This is a genomic window from Cupriavidus necator N-1, from assembly GCF_000219215.1.
Classification (GTDB): Bacteria; Pseudomonadota; Gammaproteobacteria; order Burkholderiales; family Burkholderiaceae; genus Cupriavidus; species Cupriavidus necator.
In genome coordinates this window covers 880,987-897,625 of record NC_015723.1, presented here as the reverse complement: position 1 = coordinate 897,625, position 16,639 = coordinate 880,987, and the positions used below count along the sequence as shown (strand labels likewise).

The following is a 16,639-nucleotide window of genomic DNA, read 5'->3' as shown; positions in this document are numbered from 1 at the left end:
AGTCAGCGTGTATTCGATGGAGTGAAGGCAATGGCGAACCAACCATCCAGGAAGCCGGCGCACGCCGCAACGAAGACCCCGGCCAGGCGGGCCGCTGCCAGCCCGCCCCTGCTCGCCGGCGGCAACCCCCAGATCGCGAAGGCCGACGGAGATGCCCCCGTGCAGGCCTACATCGCCGCCATGCCGGGCTGGAAACACGACGCCGGGCGCCGCCTCGACGCGCTCATCCAGCGCACCGTGCCTGACGTCCGCAAGGCAGTGAGGTGGAACTCGCCCTTCTATGGCATCGAGGGTCAGGGCTGGTTCCTCAGCTTCCATTGCATGACGAGGTACATCAAGGTGGCATTCTTCCGTGGCATGTCGCTGCGCCCTGTTCCCCCTGTCGAGTCCAAGGACGAGAACACGCGTTACTTCCACATCCACGAAGACGACGAGCTTGACGAGGCGCTGGTGGCAAGCTGGATCCGGCAGGCATCGGAACTGCCTGGCTGGGCTCCGTAAGCCCCTGTCCTCAGAACCAGGCCCCGTTGGTCAATCCGGCAGCACCGCACCGCCAAACTGCTTGCGGTAGGCAGACGGAGAAACGGCGAAGGCCTGGGTGAAGTGCTGCCGAAACGAAACGGCGGATCCAAACCCTACCAGCTCGGCGATGAGGTCGACCCCCTTGTCCGTCGTCTCCAGCAGGCGCTGCGCCGCCGCCAGCCTGTGGTTCAGCACCCACTGCGTCACCGTTGTGCCAGTCTTCGCCTTGAAGCGCCTGGTGAAGTTGCGCCGGCTCATCCCGGCCCTCTCCGCCAGCGTGTCCAGTGCCAGCGCCTGGTCCAGGTTCTCGATGGCCCAGTCCAGGGTCGTGCTGAGCTTGTCCGCGCCATCCATCCGGGGCAGCGGCTGTTCGATGTACTGGGCCTGGCCGCCATGCCGGTGCGGGGCAACGACCATGCGGCGGGCCACCCGGTTGGCGACCTCCGCGCCATGGTCGCGGCGCAGCAGGTGCAGGCAGCAATCCAGGGCGGCCGCCGTCCCGGCCGAGGTCAGGATGTCGCCATCGTCGATATACAGGGAGTTGCGATCGAGCCTGACCTTCGGATACCGGTTCGCAAAGTCATCGGCCCAGGCCCAATGCGTGGCCGCCGTGCGCCCGTCCAGCAAACCCGCCTCGGCGACCACGAACGTACCCAGGCAAAGGCCGGCAATCCGCGCGCCCCGCACGCTGGCGGTTTGCAGCGCTTCCACCAGGGCCTGGGGCGGGCGCTCCGCAGGGTCGCGCCAGGCCGGCATGATGACCGTATCCGCCTCGGCCAGCACCGAAAGGTCGTGCCCGACCTCGATCCCGAAACCGGACATGGTTGGAATCAGCCCGGTCTTCTCGCCGCAGATGATCAGCCGGTAGCGCGGCACGCCCAGCCGGGCAAGATCGTCGCCAAACACGATACAGGGCACGGACAGGTGGAAGGGGCTGATGCCTTCGAAGGCGATCACCGCGACGGTATGCATTGCATTCTCGCAGTCAGGGACAGGGATTGAAGTTGGCCCAATTCTATCGGATGCTGTCCATCGGGCCACTTTCGGGGTTCCAGCGGGCGTTGGAAACTACATCCCATGCCGCGGTTGCGGTGATTGGGGCGGCCTCCTCGGCAACGGCGCCGCCCTCTTCTTCCCCATGACGAGGACCACAATGAACCACCCGACGATTCGCACCATGGCCGGCGCACCGGCCCCCACCGCTATCGAAGCCGCCAGCAGCGCCTTGCTGGTGATCGATTTCCAGAATGAGTACTTCAGCGGCAAGATGCCGATTCCGGACGGCGCGCGCGCCCTGGGCAATGCGCAACGCCTGATCGCTCACGCGGATGCGGCAGGGATTCCTGTTGTCCACATCCAGCATGTGACGCCCGCGGGCAGCCCCATCTTTGCGGAACAGAGCGCCAGCGTGAAGTTCCACAGCGACCTGCAACCGGCCGCGCATCACACGGTATTGCAGAAGACCTCGGTCAGCGTGTTCCCGACGACCGACCTGGACCAGCGCCTCAAGGCCGCCGGCATCAAGACCCTGATCATCACGGGCCTGATGACCCATGCCTGCGTGTCGGGCGCGGCGCGCGATGCGGTGCCGCTCGGATACGGCGTGATCGTGGCGGAGGATGCCTGCGCAACGCGCGACCTGGATACCGCCGGCGGCGTGGTGCCGCACCGGGACCTGCACCGGGCCGCGCTTGCCACCATCGACGACACCTTCGGCGATATCCTGACGACCGAGCAGGTGTTGAAACTGCCGATCGCCTGATCGATCGCCGACAGCCGTGGTGCCGAGGGGGAGAACGTCAGGCCATGCACCTCCCCCTCAGTCAATGGCTCCCGCCGCCCGCTTTCAGACTGCCAGGCGCTCCACCGCGCCCTGACGCCTGACCATCCCCAACGAGAACATCGACAACCCCGCGACCAGCGCCGGCACGCCAATCAACGCAAACAACGCCGGCATGCCCAGGCCCATCGACAACATGGTCGCCCCGCCGACCGACCCCACCACCGAGCCCATCCGGCCCACGCCGTTGGCCCAGCTCACGCCTGTGGCACGGCAGTCCGTCGGATAGAAGCTGGCGGACAGCGCATTCGCACCCACCTGCGACCCTGAGATGCAGAAGCCCGCCAGGAACACCGCCATGCCCGCGGCCACCGGCTCGGAAGCAACGCTGCCCACCGCCGCAATGCCAAGCGCCGCCAGCGCATAGCTGGATGCCAGCACATAGTGCGGATTGATCCGGTCCATCAGCCAGCCCAGCGCAATCGCCCCTATCGTCCCGCCGATCTGGAACATGGTTGTCACCAGCGCGGCCGTGCGCAACGAATGGCCGGCAGTGCGCAGCAGCGTCGGCAGCCAGCTGGACAGCAGGTAGATCACCAGCAGGCTCATGAAGAACGTCAGCCAGAACAGCAGCGTGCCCCGCAGCAGTTCGGGCCGGAACAGGTGCCGCACGGGCGAGCTGGTGCTGCGCTGTTCGCCGACCACGAAGGTGGCGTCGCGCAGGTCGGCTTGCGGCGCGATCTTCTGCAGCGTGGCGACGATGCGTTCGCGCTGCTTGCCGGCCAGCACGAGGTAGCGCACCGATTCCGGCAGCAGCCACTGCAGCAGCGCCGCCAGCATCAGCGGCATGACCCCGCCGGCCACCAACACCGAGCGCCAGCCAAAGGCGTCGATCAGCCCGGCCGAAGCCAGTCCGCCGAAAGCCGAGCCCAGCGTGAAGCCGCAAAACATGGTCGTGACCAGGAACGAGCGCCGCTTTTCCGGACAGAACTCCGAGGTCAGCGTGATGGCGTTGGGCATGGCCCCACCCAGGCCCAGGCCAGTCAGGAAGCGCAGCAGCACCAGCGTCCACAGGTCATGCGACCAGGCCGAGGCCAGGCTGGCGGCACCGAAGAACAGCACCGACAGCACCAGCACGCCCTTGCGGCCGAAGCGGTCGGCCAGTGGGCCGAAGAGGAAGGCGCCGACCATCAGGCCGCCGAGCCCGGCGCCGAACAGCGGCGCCAGCTGGGCCGGCGTCAGCTGCCATTCCGCGCGGATGGCTGGTGCGATGAAGCCGATCGCCGCGGTATCGAAACCATCGACCGCAACGATCAGGAAGCAAAGCACGACGATGCTCACCTGGAACGCCGACAGCGGCTGGCGGTCGATGAACGCGGTGGCGTTCAGGGGTTGGCTGGCAGGCATGGTGGTCTCCTCCTTGATGCCAGGATTAGGGGCGAGTCACGCCCGGCGGCCTTATAGGCGGCCGCCAGGTCGTTTCGGATTGACTGCGAAGAAAGGTTGCGTCAGCGGCTTACAGCCACGGCGTGGGGCTCAGGCACTTGTCGGCACGCCAGCCATGCAGCCACTGCAGCGCGTCGTAGAACTGCGCCTGCGTGCGGCCGGTCCACAGGCTGTTGCGCACCAGCCGGTCCACGCCCTTGGCGTGATAGACGCGGCCCATGTCGCGCGCGGCGTAGAGCACGCGGGCGGTGCGCGGGATGCGGGCCTGCTCGTAAAGCTTGAATGCCGCTTCGAAATCACCGCCGGCCACCTTCACCGCTTCACCCAGCGTGACCGCATCTTCCAGTGCCTGGCAGGCGCCCTGCGCCACGTACTGCGTCATCGGGTGCGCGGCGTCGCCGAGGATGGTGGCGCGGCCGAAGCTCCAGCGCTCGACCGGATCGCGGTCGGCGGTGGCCCAGCGCTTCCACGAGGTCGGGCGGTCCAGCATCTGGTGCGGCAGCGGGTGGATGCCGTCGAAGTACGACAGCACCTCTGCCTTGCTGCCGTCGCGCACGCCCCAGGTCTCCTCCTCGCGGCTGTGGAAGGTCACCACCAGGTTGTACTGCTGGCCGCCGCGCAGCGGGTAGTGGACCAGGTGGCAATGCGGGCCGGCCCACACCACTGGTGCGTTGACCTGCAGGTCCTGCGGCATGTCGGCGACATCGACCACGGCGCGGTAGACCACATGGCCGGTGACGCGGGGCTCATCGCCGATCAATGCCTGGCGGATGGCGGACTTGACGCCGTCGCAGCCGATCACCGCGTCGCCATGGTGATGCTCGCCGTGCTGGTCGATCACGGTCACGCCCTTGTCGTCCTGCAGCAACTGCTCTACGCGCGTGCTGGTGCGGAACGTGATCAGCGGATGGTCCTGCACCGCCTCCAGGATCGACAGGTGGATATCGGCGCGATGGATCACCGCATACGGGTTGCCGAAGCGCTCGCGGTAGGCCTGGCCCACATCGACCCGGGCGATCTCGCTGGTGTCGATCGCATCGCGCAGGCTGAGGTAGTCGGTAAAGACCGCGCGGCTGCGTGCGGCCTCGCCGACGCCGAGCGCGTCGAGCGCAGCAAAGGCGTTGGCGGCCAGCTGGATGCCCGCGCCGATCTCGCCGATCTGCTCGGCCTGCTCCAGCAGTTCGATGCGGATGCCCTGGCGTGCCAGCGCCAGCGCCGCGGCCAGGCCGCCGATGCCGCCGCCGATGATGAGGACCTTGCCGGTCGCGTTGTTGGTACTGCTCATGTCTTGTCTCCTGGCCTGCGCGCTGCGTCAGGCGGTATGGTCGGGCTGGCGCCCGGGCGCCGCCTGGGCAAAGGCGGGATGGGCGCTGGCGTGGGCGTAGACCGCCATCGCGCGCTCGTACCGGCCCAGGTCGCAGCCCATGCGCAGGGCGTTGGCAACCTGCGGCACCAGCGCGACGTCAGCGAGCGTCGGCGCATCGCCGAAGCACCACCTGCCATGTCCGTGCAGCGCCAGCAGGCGCTCCACGCCGGCCATGCCTTCATCGACCCAGTGGCGGTACCAGGCATCCTTCTGCTCGGGCGTGACCTTCAGCACATCCTGCAGGTAGCGCAGCATGCGCAGGTTGTTGACTGGGTGAATGTCGCAGCCGATCAGCGTGGCCAGTTCCAGCACCCGCGCTCGCTGCACCGGGTCTTGCGGGAGCAGGCGCGGTTCGGGATGGAGCGCATCCAGGTAGTCGATGATCGCGAACGACTGCCCGAGCGCAAGACTGCCATCCACCAGCGCGGGCACGGTCGCGGACGGGTTGATGCTTTCGACATACTCCGGCGCGCGGTGCTGGCCGGTGCGGATATTGACCGGCAGGTAGTCGTACGGCAGGCCTTTGAGGGCCAGCGCGATGCGCACCCGGTAGGACGTCGAGCTGTTGAAGAAACTATAGAGCTGCATGATCGGTAATGCCTGTGTGCTGCGATTCACGGGGGGTCAGACCACGCGCACGGTCAGCTCGCCGAGGCCGTCCACGCCCGTGACCATGGTCTCGCCGGCCTTGACCGCGCCAACGCCTTCCGGCGTGCCGGTGAAGATCACATCGCCCGGCTCCAGGCGGAAGAACTGCGACAGGTAGGCCACCGTCTCGGCCACCGACCAGATCAGGTGCGACACGTCGCTGCGCTGCTTCGTTTCACCGTTGACGGTCAGCCAGATGCCGGCCTGCTGCGGGTGCCCGATCTCGCTGGCACGGTGGATCGGCGCCACCGGCGCCGAGGCATCGAAGGCCTTGCCGATTTCCCAGGGGCGGCCCATCTCGCGCATCTTCATCTGCAGGTCGCGGCGGGTCATGTCGAGGCCGACGGCATAGCCCCACACGTGTTCGAGTGCCTGTTCGACCGGGATATCCGAACCGGCCTTGCCGATCACGGTCACCAGTTCGGCCTCGTAGTGGTAGTTCTGCGTCTGCGCCGGATAAGGCAGGTCCAGCGTGGTGCCGGCCTGCACCGGGACGATCGCGTCGGCCGGCTTGCAGAAGAAGAACGGCGGCTCGCGGTCGGGATCGAAGCCCATCTCGCGCGCATGGGCGGCGTAGTTGCGGCCCACGCAGTAGACGCGGCGCACGGCGAACTGGTCGTCGCTGCCGGCAACGGGGATGGAAACGGTGGCGGGGGGCGTGAAGACGTAGGACATGGTTCGGAATTTCCGGAGGTCGTCAGGTAAGCGGGAGCCTCCGGCGGTGCGCGCAGGCACCGCCCGGGGCAGGTCGGATCAGGGTTGCGGGAGGCTCAGGTGCGCGCTTCGCGTAGCAGGTTCATCGCGGACAGCACGGGCCGGTCGGAATAGCTGAACAGCACCGCGTCTTCCAGCGCGCCCAGTTGCACCGGCGCCCACGACGGGGCCACGAAAATATCGCGCGGCTCGAACTGGAACTGGTCGTCGCCGATGCGCACCGTGCCGCGCCCTTCCACCACGCTGTAGATGGTGGCGTCGGTGCTGCGGTAGGTCTTGCCCTGGAAGCCCGCCGGCAGGTACTGCATGAAGGTGGCGATGGTCGGCATCGGCCAGCCGCCGGTGGCCGGGTTGATATAGCGCAGCTTGACGCCGTCCCAGGCATCGAGCTCGCCGTTGCGGTAGAGCTGGTCCAGCGCCTCGCGCGAACGCTCGTACGGGTAGCTGAAAATCGGTGAAGTGGGATCGGTCACGCGGTGCCGCACCGGCACCATGTTGTGGCCGAAGCGGGCAAAGCTGTCGCCCTCGACGCGGGTCACGGGCTGCTGGGCTTCCGGGTAGTTCTCGGCAAAGCCGGCATCGAACTGCTGCACCAGCGGGATATCCAGCCCGTCCAGCCACACCACCGGCTCGCCGCCGTCCTCGACGGCAGGGTTGCCATGGTCATGCCAGGTCCACGACGGCGTGATGATGAAGTCGCCGGGGTGCATGGTGGTGCGCTCGCCGTTGACCGCGGTCCAGGCGCCCTTGCCTTCGACGATAAAGCGCAGCGCGGACTGGGTATGGCGGTGGCTGGGCGCGATTTCGCCCGGCAGGATCAGCTGCAGGCCGGCGTACAGCGTGGAGGTGATGCTCGACTTGCCCGGGATCCCCGGGTTCTCCAGCACCAGCACGCGGCGCACCGCTTCCTCGGCGCTGATGACGCCGCCGGCCTGCATGACCAGCGGGCGGATCTGGGCGTACTTCCAGATGGCGGGAACGATCTGCGGCCGCGGTTGCGGCGGCACCAGCGCGTGCAGCGACTCCCACAGCGGGGTCATGTGGCTGCGGCCGATTTCTTCGTAATAGGCCACGCGGGCCGGGTCTGGGGTGTGTTCGGACATGCTGTCTCCGTAACTTTATGCAGGGCTTTGGGAGCGCTTTTGTGGGTGCGTGTCATCGCTCGCACCGTCTTGTTGTCGTTATACGCGGCGCCCTATAAGATTTGAAATGAACTTTTCATCTTATCGATACGATTTTTTATATAGGTAGCCCCATGGACTGGACCCAGAGATTGCGGCTGCGCAACCTGCAGATGCTGCTGAGCCTGGCCGAGACCGGCAATATGAGCCAGTCGGCGGCCATGCTGAACACGACCCAGCCGGGCCTTTCCAAATGGCTGAAGGACCTGGAGGACGATATCGGGCTGCCACTGTTCGAGCGCCAGGCGCGCGGGCTACGGCCCACGCCCTATGGCGAGTCGCTGATCGAGCACGCACGCCGGATCGAGGCCCAACTGGATACTGCGCGCGACGACCTGCAGGCCATGCGCGACGGCGGCAGCGGGATTGTGGTGGTGGGTACGTCGGGCGCGTCGTCGGCGGATACCGTGCCGCTGGCAGCGCTGCATTTGCTGCAGCAGATGCCCCGCGCCAGCGTGCGGCTGGTGGAAACGACCATGGACCGGCTGATGAGCCAGCTGGCACACAGCGAGCTGGATATCGTGGTGGGACGCTCCGCCCCCGAACTGCAGGACGCGCACATGCGCACCGAATCGCTCTACATGGAGCCGATCCACTTCGTCGCCCGGCCCCGCCATCCGCTGCTGCAGGGCGCTGGCATCGGCTGGGACGACCTGTATCGCCACCGCTGGGTGGTGTGGCCGCGCGGCACGCCCATCCGCAACGCGCTGGAAGGCGCGCTGGCCAGCGCCGAGCGTGCCCTGCCGGCCGATTGCGTGGAGAGCAATTCCACCGTGCTGAATCTCACGCTACTCAACAACAGCGACATGATCGGCCTGGCCTCGCACCGCACCGCGCGCCGGCTGGAAGAGCTGGGCGCGCTGCGCATCGTGCCGCTGCGGCTGGCGGGGTTCGGCTCGGTGTCGATGTACTGGCGTGACGACGCGCAGTCGCGCGCGGCGGTCATGGCCATGCTGGATTGCCTGCGGCGGGCGGCGGGGGCACCGCAGGACTAGGTGCGGCTCAGAATCGATGCCGCATCCCCACCGCCACGGCCGTCATGCTGCGATGCCCGCTGCCGAGGAAATACCCGTTGGCAAAGCTCACCGCCGAGGTATCGAAGTTGATGCCGGCATGCTGGACATAGGCCGTCGTCAGATAGACGTCGGTACGCTTTGACAGGCTGTCGCGTGGGTCAGCGGCTGACCGCGCGATGGATCGCGAGCGCCGCGGCCACCATGGCCTCGGCGGATTCCAGCGCCCGGCCCGGATCGTCGCGCTTGCGCACCCCGGCCGCGCTGGTCGCACGCGCGGCGCCGTCCGGGTTGGCGGAGAACTTCACCACCGTCAGCCCCCTGGCCGGGTTGATATAGATCTTCTGTCCGAAGCGCCCGCTGGCCTCGATGCTGCCGTCGCCGTCGTTGCGCTGGAACCAGTAGTTGCGGTAGCCATAGCCATCGCGGCCCGGCATGGTGTTGCCGCGCGCAAAGCGGGCCTGGTTGCCGGCCGGCTGCAGCGCAATGCGCACCGCCGCCGGCGAGATCCCGCCCGAGGCGTCGCCCGCGGCCGCCCGGCGCACCGCCTCGGCAAAGCGGGCGGCGTCGCGCAGCGTGGAATTCATGCCGCCGCTGGCCATTTCCGTGCCCTGGCGGTCCACCTGGGTGTAGGCATCATCGTCGGCAAAGCGGGACCACAGCCGCTCGGTCACCAGCTGCGCCCAGCTCTTGCCGGTGATACGCCGCAGCGCCCATGCCACCGCTTCCGGCGAGCCGTTCTGGTAGTACCAGACGCCGACTTCGTCGCGCCCGCCGGTGGCGTGGACGACCTTGAGGAAGTCATAGATGGTGTCCGGCGCATCCGCCTTGCGCGGCACGATCCCCACCGCCCCGAACAGCCCCAGGTCCGGCGGCAGCCCCTCCGGGTAGCCCACCGGCACCTCCATATCCAGGTTCTGCTGTACCGTGGCCTCGCCGAACGGATTGCCGGCCAGTTCCGGCACATACTGCGCCAGCCGGGCCTGCGGATCGAGCTTGCCCTCTTCGACCAGCATGGCGGCCAGCAGACCGGTGACGGACTTGGTCATCGAGGCCCAGATATGCGGCTGGTAAGGACCAAAGCCAGCGAGGTAGCGCTCATAGACGACCTTGCCCTGGTGCAGCACGATAAAGCCGTCGGTATGGGTGTCGCGCAGGTAATCGGCCAGTCGGGCAGTCTTGCCCGCCACGGCAAACGTGGTGCCATCCAGTTCCGTACCGGGCTGGCCGGCCAGGGCCAGCGGCTGGCTGGCATGCCGGATGCCCGCCGTTGGCGACATCTCGCGCGCATGCCGGAACGCCCAGCGCATATACGGCGGACGCAGCCCGCTGCCGCGGCTGACTTGCTTGTCGGGCGGCGGCGGAAAGCCCTGCATGACCTCGTCCTCGGCAACGACCAAAGGCTGGCCGGTGCCCTGCGCCAGCGCAACGCTCATCGGCGCTACCAGCAGCGCCACGGCCAACCACGCCCGACTGCGTCCGAATCCCGTCCTGCGCGTCACTGTTTGCGCTTGCATGCTGTCTCCATTCCTGTCCAGGCGCTTGCACGGACGGTGCGCCGCCTTGTATGCATGAGGTGCAAGCCTGCATGGTGCAGGCCGCGGGCGCCATCTTGGCGGACGCGGATCCTGACCTCAATGATGCGTTCGGAATAGAGCCATAACCCGGTGGAATGTCAGGCCCCGAAGCCGCATAATGGCGAAACCCTTCCTCTCCGATGTCTGCCATGCAGCTTCCCGACGCCCGCGTCCGCGACCTGCTCCGCCATCCGGGGCGCTTTGCCTGGCACACGCTCAGGCAGTTCCGCGCCAACCAGGGCCTGCTGCTGGCCGGCGCGGTGGCCTACTACGCGCTGCTGTCGATCGTGCCGCTGCTAATCCTGATGATCATTGCCCTGTCGCACGTGATCGGACCAGACCTGCTGTTGTCCACGCTCGCGCGCTACCTGGAGTGGGTGGTGCCGGGGCAGTCCAGGGCCCTGATCTCCGAGCTTGCCGCCTTCCTGCGCAACCGCGGCACGATCGGCTGGGTACTGCTGGGCACCATGCTGTTCTTCAGTTCGCTCGCCTTCACCGTGCTGGAGAATGCCATGTCGGTGATCTTCGAGCACCGCGTGTCGATCCGGCGCCGGCATTTCCTGGTCTCGGCGCTACTGCCCTATTGCTACATCGCGGTACTGAGCGTGGGCCTGCTGCTGGTCACGGTGGTGTCAGGCGGCCTGCTGGCCATCGGCGAACGGCATGTGGAAGTGCTGGGCCGCGACTGGTCGCTGGACCGGCTCTCGACCGGCCTGCTCTACCTGCTCGGCTTCATTGGCGAGGTGCTGATGCTGACCTCGATCTACATGGTGATGCCGGTTGGCAGGCTGTCGCTGCGGCATGCGCTGAGCGGCGCGTTGATTGCGGCCGTGCTGTGGGAAGTCTCCCGTCATGTGCTGGCATGGTACTTCACCACGTTGTCGCAAGTGAGCCGGGTCTATGGTTCGCTGACCACGGCGATCGTGGTGCTGCTGAGCTTGGAGATTGCGGCGACCTTGCTGCTGCTGGGGGCGCAGGTGATCGCGGAGTTCGAGCGTGGCGGCTGGGAAGGAAAGCCAGCGCACGCGGAACCGGAAGAATTCCACACCTGAGCGGCACCATTCACGCGCCCGCTCAGGCGAGCGCCAGATCGAGGCAGGCGCGGATACGCCTCTCCTCCTCCGCACCGAAGGCGCCGATAAATACCAGTGCAGACCCTGCCGCATCGCCTTGCGCCATCGGATTCAGCCGCATGCGGCCCGCGACCACATGCAGTTCATGCAGGCGCTGATCGGCTGCCAGCCTGACCATACCCTTCGCGCGCAGCAGGCGCACCGGCAGCGTCTTCAGCGCCTGCCGCAGCCGCATCTTGTCGAAATCGCGGCCGGTCTGGTATGAAATGCTGCGGATGCCGGCGTGCACGGTGCCGACGGGTCGCCGCCAGTGCCCGCCTGCCTGCAGCACGGCATCGCCATGTGGTTCCGGCAAGGCGGCGTCGACAAAGACCGACAAGGGCACCTCGCCCTCGCATGCGCTCAGCACCGCAGCACGCGGCGCGATGGCGCCGACCGTGGCGGCAGCCATTGCCAGTGCATCCGCATCGGCAAGGTCTGCCTTGGTCAGCACCACCACCGAGGCCCCCGCGATCTGCAGCCGCACCATGTCGCCCACCAGCGGATCGTGCAGGCTGTGGGCGACCTCGGTCACGTCCACGGCCACCACCACGGCATTGAGCACAAAGGCCCGATCCAGCAAGCCGACCTGCGCAATACGCTGCGGGTCCGAGACACCGCTGGCCTCGATCACCAGCAGGTCGGGCCGCTGCTCCCTTGCTGCGATAGCCACGAGCGCCTCGGCCAGCCGGCCGCCGATCGAGCAGCAGATACAGCCGTTCTCCAGCTGGATCACGTCGTCGCTGCGCGTGCGGATCAGCGCGGCATCGATATTGATCTCGCCGAAGTCGTTGACCAGCAATGCGATGCGGCGCCCGTGCGCGTTGGCCAGCAGGCGGTTGAGCAAGGTGGTCTTGCCGGCGCCAAGGTAGCCGCCGACCACCACCAGCGGGACCGGAGCCCGCGCGTTCATCGGGCCGGCGCCGGGAACACGCGCCCGCCCAGCACCGTGCCCCAGACGCGCACGTCCTTCAGGCATGCGGGAGCCACTGTGGTCGGGTCATCTTCCAGCACGGCAAAGTCGGCCAGCTTGCCAGGCGCGATGCTGCCGATGCGGTGATCGAGCTTCAGCGTATAGGCCGCACCCATGGTGATGGCATACAGCGCGTCGGCGACGGTCAAGCGCTCCGCTTCGCCCAGCACGCTGCCGGAGGCCGTCTGGCGCTGCACCGCGCACCACGCCGTGAAGAGCGGGTTCAGCGGCGTGATCGGCGCATCGGAGTGGATCGCAAACGGAATGGCCAGCTTGCGCGCAGTGCCCGCCGGGTTCATGCGCGCGGCGCGCGCCGGTCCCACGGTCTGGCCGGCATGCGCATCGCCCCAATAGTACAGGTGGTTGGAGAAGAAGTTGATGCACAGGCCCAGCCGCGCCGCGCGCGCGAGCTGTGCCTCGTCGGCCAGCTGGCAGTGCTGCAGCGTATGGCGATGGTCCGCGCGCGGATGGCGCGACAGCATGGCTTCGAGCACGTCCAGCACCACTTGCGTCGCCTCATCGCCATTGGTGTGGATATGCAATGGCAGGCCGGCCAGGTGGAACGGCGTGAAGGCGTCGAGCAGTTGCTCGGGCGGGATCAGCCACAAGCCATTGGCCTGTCCGCCGGCATAGCCGGGCGCACGCAGGCGCGCGGTAAAGCCCTGGATCGAGCCGTCGACGATGAACTTGACCGGACCGAAGCGCAGCTTGTCGGTACCGGCCGCCGCCGCGGCCTGCACGCGGGCGGGGCCGCCCTGTGCATTGCGCTGCGGCGAGAACGCCGGGACGATGCGCAGCGGGAAGCCGGGGTCGGCAGTGACCGCCTGCAGCGTCTCCAGCCCCTTGGGCGACAGGTCGTTGACCAGGTCAGTCGCCGTGGTCACGCCCGCCAGTTGCGCCACGCGGCCGAAGCAGCGCACCGCGTCGGCATTCTCGGCCGCCGCCAGCGACAGGCCGCTGCCAAGCACGCGCTGCACCGGGAACATCGCGGCGAATTCCTGCAGCTCGCCGGTGGGCAAGCCCCGCGCGTCCTTGTGCACGCCGTCGATATCTGTGTCCTCGTCGATGCCGGCCCGCGCGAGCATCGCGGAATTGACGTTCATCAGATGCACGCTGGCATGCATCACCACGATGGGCCGCGTGGCCGAGACGCGATCCAGCTCGCGCACCGACAGCCGGCTGGCGCCGAAATAGATCGGGTCGAAGCCCCAGGCTAGCAGCGGCGTGTCCGGGTCATGCATCTGGCTTGCCGCGCCCGCCAGGCGATCGATCACCTGCTCCAGCGTGCGCAGACCGCGCCACAGCTTGCCGTCCGGATCGCGGCGGTCGAAGTAGCCGACGTAGACCGCATCCCACATCGCGCCTTCCATCAGGTGGCAATGGCCTTCCACCAGCCCGGGCATCAGCACCTTGTCGCGGAAGGTGTCGACCTGCACCGCATCCGGCCAGCCGGCCATCTCGGCCGCGCCGCCCACGGCAAGGATCTTGCCGTCGCGCACCGCGACTTGGGTCGCCTCGGGCTGGCCGGTTTCCATCGTGAGGATCTTGCGCGCCACGAATACCTGCGTGCGCGCCGTGTCGTCTTGTGTCATGAATTGCATGAGTCCGTTCATTCACGACGCCTGCACGCGGGCCAGGCGGGGTGCGTAGTTCACCAGCGCGATCACCAGCAGGTTGACGCACAGGCTGACCAGCCCGAGGTTGATGCCGCCGAAATCGACCTGCTGCACATACAGCGCGATCGCCAGTGCCTGGCCGGTGACGATGCCGAGCGCAATCGCCAGCGGCCGCACCTTCAGCGAGAACAGGATCACCAGCACGCCAGGGAAGAACTGCGTCACGCCGTAGTAGGTGGTGTTGATCAGCGTCAGCATCAGGTTGGGCGTGGCCAGCGTCATGGCGATGGACAACACCAGGTAGATCACGATCACCACCTTGGCGCCCTGCTTCTGGCGCGCCTCGGGCATGCCGGGCAGCAGGTTGCGCGTGACAATGGGGCCGATCGCCAGGCAGATGCCGGCCAGCACCAGCAGCCCCGACAGCGCGGCGCCGGCGGTCACCAGTCCGAGCAGCCAGTCCGGCAACAGCCGCACCGCCGCCGCGAAGAAGGCCTCGTTGGGGGAGGCGAGCTGCAGGTTCTGGCTGATCGCGTAGTACGACGCCAGCACCAGGAACGGATACATCAGCATGTACAGCGGCATCGCCACCTGCGTGCGCCGGATGGTGTTGGCGCTCTTGGCCGTGAAGAAGTTCTGCACCGCGAACGGCATCACGTAGAAGCCCAGTGCCTGGAACAGCATGGTGCTCATCGAGAAGCGCAGCTGGGTGTCATTCATCTGATTGCTGACCTGCATGCTGGCGGCATGGAACACGTCGCCCACGCCCGCCTTCCAGCCCACTGCAACGCCGGTGGCGACGATCGCCACCACCATCAGGATGTCCTTGAGGATGGCGATATAGGCCGATGCGCGCACGCCGGAGATGGCAATGTAGGTAAAGGCCAGCGCCGCCGAGATCATCACCAGGTACACCGGCTCGAACTCCCAGCCCAGCCCCTTGAGCGCCGCCACCAGCCCGGTGAACTGCAGCTGGCCCCAGGGCAGCAGGAACAGGATCGCCGAGCCCGCCACGATCAGCTCCAGCGCACGGCTGCCGTAGTGGCCCTTGAACAGGTCCGGCAGCGTGATCGCGTTATAGCGCGCGCCGGCCTGCCAGATCTTGGGCCCGAGGAAATAGCCGAGCGGATACGCCAGCAGGATGTAGCCGAGGAACCAGACCCCGTAGGTCGGCCCCTTGGCGTAGATGCCACCGGGAAAGCCCACCATCGTGCCGATGCTGTAGATCTCGCCCGCGGCCAGAAAGAACACCAAGTAGGCGCCGAACTGCCGCGACGCCACGAAGAAATCATGCACGCTCTGCGCGCCGTGGCCCTTCTTCGAGCGGATGGCGAGATAGAGCGAGAAGACGATAAAGCCGAGGAATACCGCTGTGGTCATGATGGTCTCCCCTTCAGGCTTCATGCGCCGCGTCGGCGGCGTGGCGGTCGAACAGCAGCCAGCACGCCAGCATGCAGCCGGAGGTCAGCACGAACCAGGCAAAGATCCAGGCGTAGATAAAGGGCACGCCGAGCACGAAGCGCTCGACAGTCGCCACCCAGGGCAGCATCCCGATGACGCCGATATACGGCAGGCCAAGGCCAATCAACAGCTTGAGCATGATGTCTCTCCGGTTTCCGATGGGCGGTGGATGGCGGGCGCCGTGTGTGCTGTCACCGGCCCGCTCTTTTGTTCCGGTCATCATAGGGAGCGCGGAGGTATGATTCAAATGCAAATGTTGAACCGATCCCATAACCAACGCGCATGGTTTTCCGCATGGACACACAGAAACTTCTGCACCTGCTCGCCGTGGTCGAGCACGGCACGTTCTCCGAAGCGGCCCGTGCCATACACCTGACCCAGCCGGCGCTGAGCCGCAGCATCCGCGCGCTGGAAGACGAGCTCAAGGCGCCACTCTTTGACCGCGGCGCGCGGCGCGCGCGCCTGACGGTGTTCGGCGAACTGGTGGCCGACCGCGCGCGCCGCATGCGGCTGGAAGAACGCCAGTTGCGGCGCGACCTGGACCTGCTGCGAGGTGGCGAGGAAGGCTCGCTGACGATCGGGGTCGCGCCCGCGCCGGCGGCGCTGCTGCTGACGCCGTTCCTGATCCACATGGCGCAGGCCCACCCGCGCATCAAAGTGCGCACCGAGACCGGCGCCACCAGCGCCCTGCTGGAGGCACTGCGCAACGAAACCATCGACGCCATCGTCGGCGATGCCTATGTGCTGCGCGCGGCCGACGACATCGACGTGGAGCCATTGGGTGAGCTACCCGCAGGTCTGGTATGCCGCGCCGGGCATCCGATCCTGCGCAAACGCCGCATCGATATCGAGACCATTCGCGCCTACCCGGTGGCAACCACCACGCTCAGCACCGTCATCAGCCGGCAACTGGCGGAGCTATGGGGGCCAGGCGCCGCGCCGGACAAGCTCTTCACCCTGCATTGCGACAACCTCGACATGCTGCGCAGCGTGACGCTGGCCAGCGATACGCTGCTGTTCGGCGTGCTCTCGATCACGCGGCAGGAGCGCGCCGCCGGGCTGATGGCCGAAGTGCCGATGCCGCCCGATCCGCGCCGCTGCGGCCGCTATGGCATTGCACGCATGGCGGCGCGCTCGCTATCGCCGGCGCTGGAGGTGCTCTATCGGTTCACGCGGGAACACTGGAAAGCGCTGTCGTCCGAAGCTGGCGGTGCCAACGCGCGCCGCTGA

The 16,639-nt window shown here is 67.3% G+C and carries 16 protein-coding genes and 1 pseudogene; 5 read left to right on the top strand and 12 right to left on the bottom strand.

Features of this window, described 5'->3' with window-relative positions; translation table 11 throughout:
- Window positions 1–30 precede the first annotated feature (30 nt).
- The gene (locus tag CNE_RS22195; protein ID WP_013952519.1) at window positions 31–501 is read left to right on the top strand and encodes a DUF1801 domain-containing protein; all 471 of its coding nucleotides are present in this window, start codon (window positions 31–33) and stop codon (window positions 499–501) included.
- Between the two features lie 30 nt (window positions 502–531).
- On the opposite strand, the gene CNE_RS22190 is transcribed toward CNE_RS22195, so the two are convergent.
- Entirely contained in the window at window positions 532–1,494 is a 963-nt protein-coding gene (locus CNE_RS22190; RefSeq protein WP_013952518.1) for a GlxA family transcriptional regulator, read from the bottom strand.
- Between the two features lie 181 nt (window positions 1,495–1,675).
- Here CNE_RS22190 and CNE_RS22185 point away from each other — a divergent pair, with 181 nt between their 5' ends.
- The gene (locus CNE_RS22185) at window positions 1,676–2,284 is read left to right on the top strand and encodes a cysteine hydrolase family protein (protein WP_013952517.1); all 609 of its coding nucleotides are present in this window, start codon (window positions 1,676–1,678) and stop codon (window positions 2,282–2,284) included.
- 84 nt (window positions 2,285–2,368) lie between these two features.
- Here CNE_RS22185 and CNE_RS22180 read toward each other — a convergent pair whose 3' ends face one another.
- The 5 genes from CNE_RS22180 to gtdA all read right to left on the bottom strand — a co-directional run bounded on the left by CNE_RS22180 (window position 2,369) and on the right by gtdA (window position 7,579).
- The gene (locus CNE_RS22180; protein WP_013952516.1) at window positions 2,369–3,709 is read right to left on the bottom strand and encodes an MFS transporter; all 1,341 of its coding nucleotides are present in this window, start codon (window positions 3,707–3,709) and stop codon (window positions 2,369–2,371) included.
- 109 nt (window positions 3,710–3,818) lie between these two features.
- A complete protein-coding gene (locus CNE_RS22175) occupies window positions 3,819–5,033 on the bottom strand; it encodes a 3-hydroxybenzoate 6-monooxygenase (RefSeq protein WP_013952515.1) in 1,215 nt (404 codons plus the stop codon).
- 27 nt (window positions 5,034–5,060) lie between these two features.
- Window positions 5,061–5,702 (bottom strand): maleylacetoacetate isomerase, encoded by a 642-nt coding sequence (maiA, locus tag CNE_RS22170; RefSeq protein ID WP_013952514.1) that lies wholly within the window; start codon window positions 5,700–5,702, stop codon window positions 5,061–5,063.
- Between the two features lie 36 nt (window positions 5,703–5,738).
- Window positions 5,739–6,437, bottom strand: a complete 699-nt coding sequence (locus CNE_RS22165; RefSeq protein WP_013952513.1) for a fumarylacetoacetate hydrolase family protein — start codon at window positions 6,435–6,437, stop codon at window positions 5,739–5,741.
- A gap of 95 nt (window positions 6,438–6,532) precedes the next feature.
- On the bottom strand, window positions 6,533–7,579 hold the full coding sequence (gtdA, locus tag CNE_RS22160) for a gentisate 1,2-dioxygenase (protein ID WP_013952512.1): 1,047 nt from the start codon (window positions 7,577–7,579) through the stop codon (window positions 6,533–6,535).
- A gap of 152 nt (window positions 7,580–7,731) precedes the next feature.
- On the opposite strand from gtdA, the gene CNE_RS22155 reads away from it, so the two are divergent.
- Window positions 7,732–8,652: a LysR family transcriptional regulator gene (locus CNE_RS22155; protein ID WP_013952511.1), complete on the top strand. Its 921-nt coding sequence runs from the start codon at window positions 7,732–7,734 to the stop codon at window positions 8,650–8,652.
- Window positions 8,653–8,659: 7 nt separating this feature from the next.
- Here CNE_RS22155 and CNE_RS42180 read toward each other — a convergent pair.
- Together CNE_RS42180 and CNE_RS22150 are read right to left on the bottom strand one after the other, a co-directional pair.
- Window positions 8,660–8,821 (bottom strand): annotated as a pseudogene (locus tag CNE_RS42180) (porin); the annotation flags it as partial.
- A 10-nt stretch (window positions 8,822–8,831) separates the two neighbouring features.
- Window positions 8,832–10,187, bottom strand: a complete 1,356-nt coding sequence (locus tag CNE_RS22150; protein WP_013952510.1) for a serine hydrolase domain-containing protein — start codon at window positions 10,185–10,187, stop codon at window positions 8,832–8,834.
- Between the two features lie 200 nt (window positions 10,188–10,387).
- Here CNE_RS22150 and CNE_RS22145 point away from each other — a divergent pair, with 200 nt between their 5' ends.
- Window positions 10,388–11,299 carry a YihY/virulence factor BrkB family protein gene (locus tag CNE_RS22145; protein ID WP_013952509.1) on the top strand — a complete coding sequence of 304 codons (912 nt, stop codon included), beginning with the start codon at window positions 10,388–10,390 and terminating at the stop codon, window positions 11,297–11,299.
- A 22-nt stretch (window positions 11,300–11,321) separates the two neighbouring features.
- On the opposite strand, the gene CNE_RS22140 is transcribed toward CNE_RS22145, so the two are convergent.
- The 4 genes from CNE_RS22140 to CNE_RS22125 are packed head-to-tail and all read right to left on the bottom strand — an operon-like array spanning window position 11,322 to window position 15,548.
- The gene (locus tag CNE_RS22140; protein ID WP_013952508.1) at window positions 11,322–12,272 is read right to left on the bottom strand and encodes a CobW family GTP-binding protein; all 951 of its coding nucleotides are present in this window, start codon (window positions 12,270–12,272) and stop codon (window positions 11,322–11,324) included.
- Complete coding sequence (locus CNE_RS22135) at window positions 12,269–13,933, bottom strand: amidohydrolase (protein ID WP_013952507.1); 1,665 nt, start codon at window positions 13,931–13,933, stop codon at window positions 12,269–12,271. The genes CNE_RS22140 and CNE_RS22135 overlap by 4 nt, the downstream gene beginning before the upstream one ends.
- Before the next feature lie 12 nt (window positions 13,934–13,945).
- Window positions 13,946–15,328, bottom strand: coding sequence for a sodium:solute symporter family protein (locus CNE_RS22130; RefSeq protein WP_013952506.1), 1,383 nt, complete (start codon window positions 15,326–15,328; stop codon window positions 13,946–13,948).
- 13 nt (window positions 15,329–15,341) lie between these two features.
- Complete coding sequence (locus CNE_RS22125; RefSeq protein WP_013952505.1) at window positions 15,342–15,548, bottom strand: DUF3311 domain-containing protein; 207 nt, start codon at window positions 15,546–15,548, stop codon at window positions 15,342–15,344.
- A 155-nt stretch (window positions 15,549–15,703) separates the two neighbouring features.
- Between CNE_RS22125 and CNE_RS22120 the strand changes: the two genes are divergently transcribed.
- Window positions 15,704–16,639 (top strand): LysR family transcriptional regulator, encoded by a 936-nt coding sequence (locus CNE_RS22120; RefSeq protein WP_041228823.1) that lies wholly within the window; start codon window positions 15,704–15,706, stop codon window positions 16,637–16,639.

Coding starts and splice junctions, on each gene's coding strand:
- CNE_RS22175 (WP_013952515.1), bottom strand. CDS start 5,033: ATGAGCAGTACCAACAACGCGACCGGCAAGGTCCTCATCATCGGCGGC.
- CNE_RS22145 (WP_013952509.1), top strand. CDS start 10,388: ATGTCTGCCATGCAGCTTCCCGACGCCCGCGTCCGCGACCTGCTCCGC.
- CNE_RS22185 (WP_013952517.1), top strand. CDS start 1,676: ATGAACCACCCGACGATTCGCACCATGGCCGGCGCACCGGCCCCCACC.
- CNE_RS22140 (WP_013952508.1), bottom strand. CDS start 12,272: ATGAACGCGCGGGCTCCGGTCCCGCTGGTGGTGGTCGGCGGCTACCTT.
- CNE_RS22130 (WP_013952506.1), bottom strand. CDS start 15,328: ATGACCACAGCGGTATTCCTCGGCTTTATCGTCTTCTCGCTCTATCTC.
- CNE_RS22190 (WP_013952518.1), bottom strand. CDS start 1,494: ATGCATACCGTCGCGGTGATCGCCTTCGAAGGCATCAGCCCCTTCCAC.
- maiA (WP_013952514.1), bottom strand. CDS start 5,702: ATGCAGCTCTATAGTTTCTTCAACAGCTCGACGTCCTACCGGGTGCGC.
- CNE_RS22165 (WP_013952513.1), bottom strand. CDS start 6,437: ATGTCCTACGTCTTCACGCCCCCCGCCACCGTTTCCATCCCCGTTGCC.
- CNE_RS22195 (WP_013952519.1), top strand. CDS start 31: ATGGCGAACCAACCATCCAGGAAGCCGGCGCACGCCGCAACGAAGACC.
- CNE_RS22155 (WP_013952511.1), top strand. CDS start 7,732: ATGGACTGGACCCAGAGATTGCGGCTGCGCAACCTGCAGATGCTGCTG.
- CNE_RS22150 (WP_013952510.1), bottom strand. CDS start 10,187: ATGCAAGCGCAAACAGTGACGCGCAGGACGGGATTCGGACGCAGTCGG.
- CNE_RS22180 (WP_013952516.1), bottom strand. CDS start 3,709: ATGCCTGCCAGCCAACCCCTGAACGCCACCGCGTTCATCGACCGCCAG.
- CNE_RS22135 (WP_013952507.1), bottom strand. CDS start 13,933: ATGCAATTCATGACACAAGACGACACGGCGCGCACGCAGGTATTCGTG.
- CNE_RS22120 (WP_041228823.1), top strand. CDS start 15,704: ATGGACACACAGAAACTTCTGCACCTGCTCGCCGTGGTCGAGCACGGC.
- CNE_RS22125 (WP_013952505.1), bottom strand. CDS start 15,548: ATGCTCAAGCTGTTGATTGGCCTTGGCCTGCCGTATATCGGCGTCATC.
- gtdA (WP_013952512.1), bottom strand. CDS start 7,579: ATGTCCGAACACACCCCAGACCCGGCCCGCGTGGCCTATTACGAAGAA.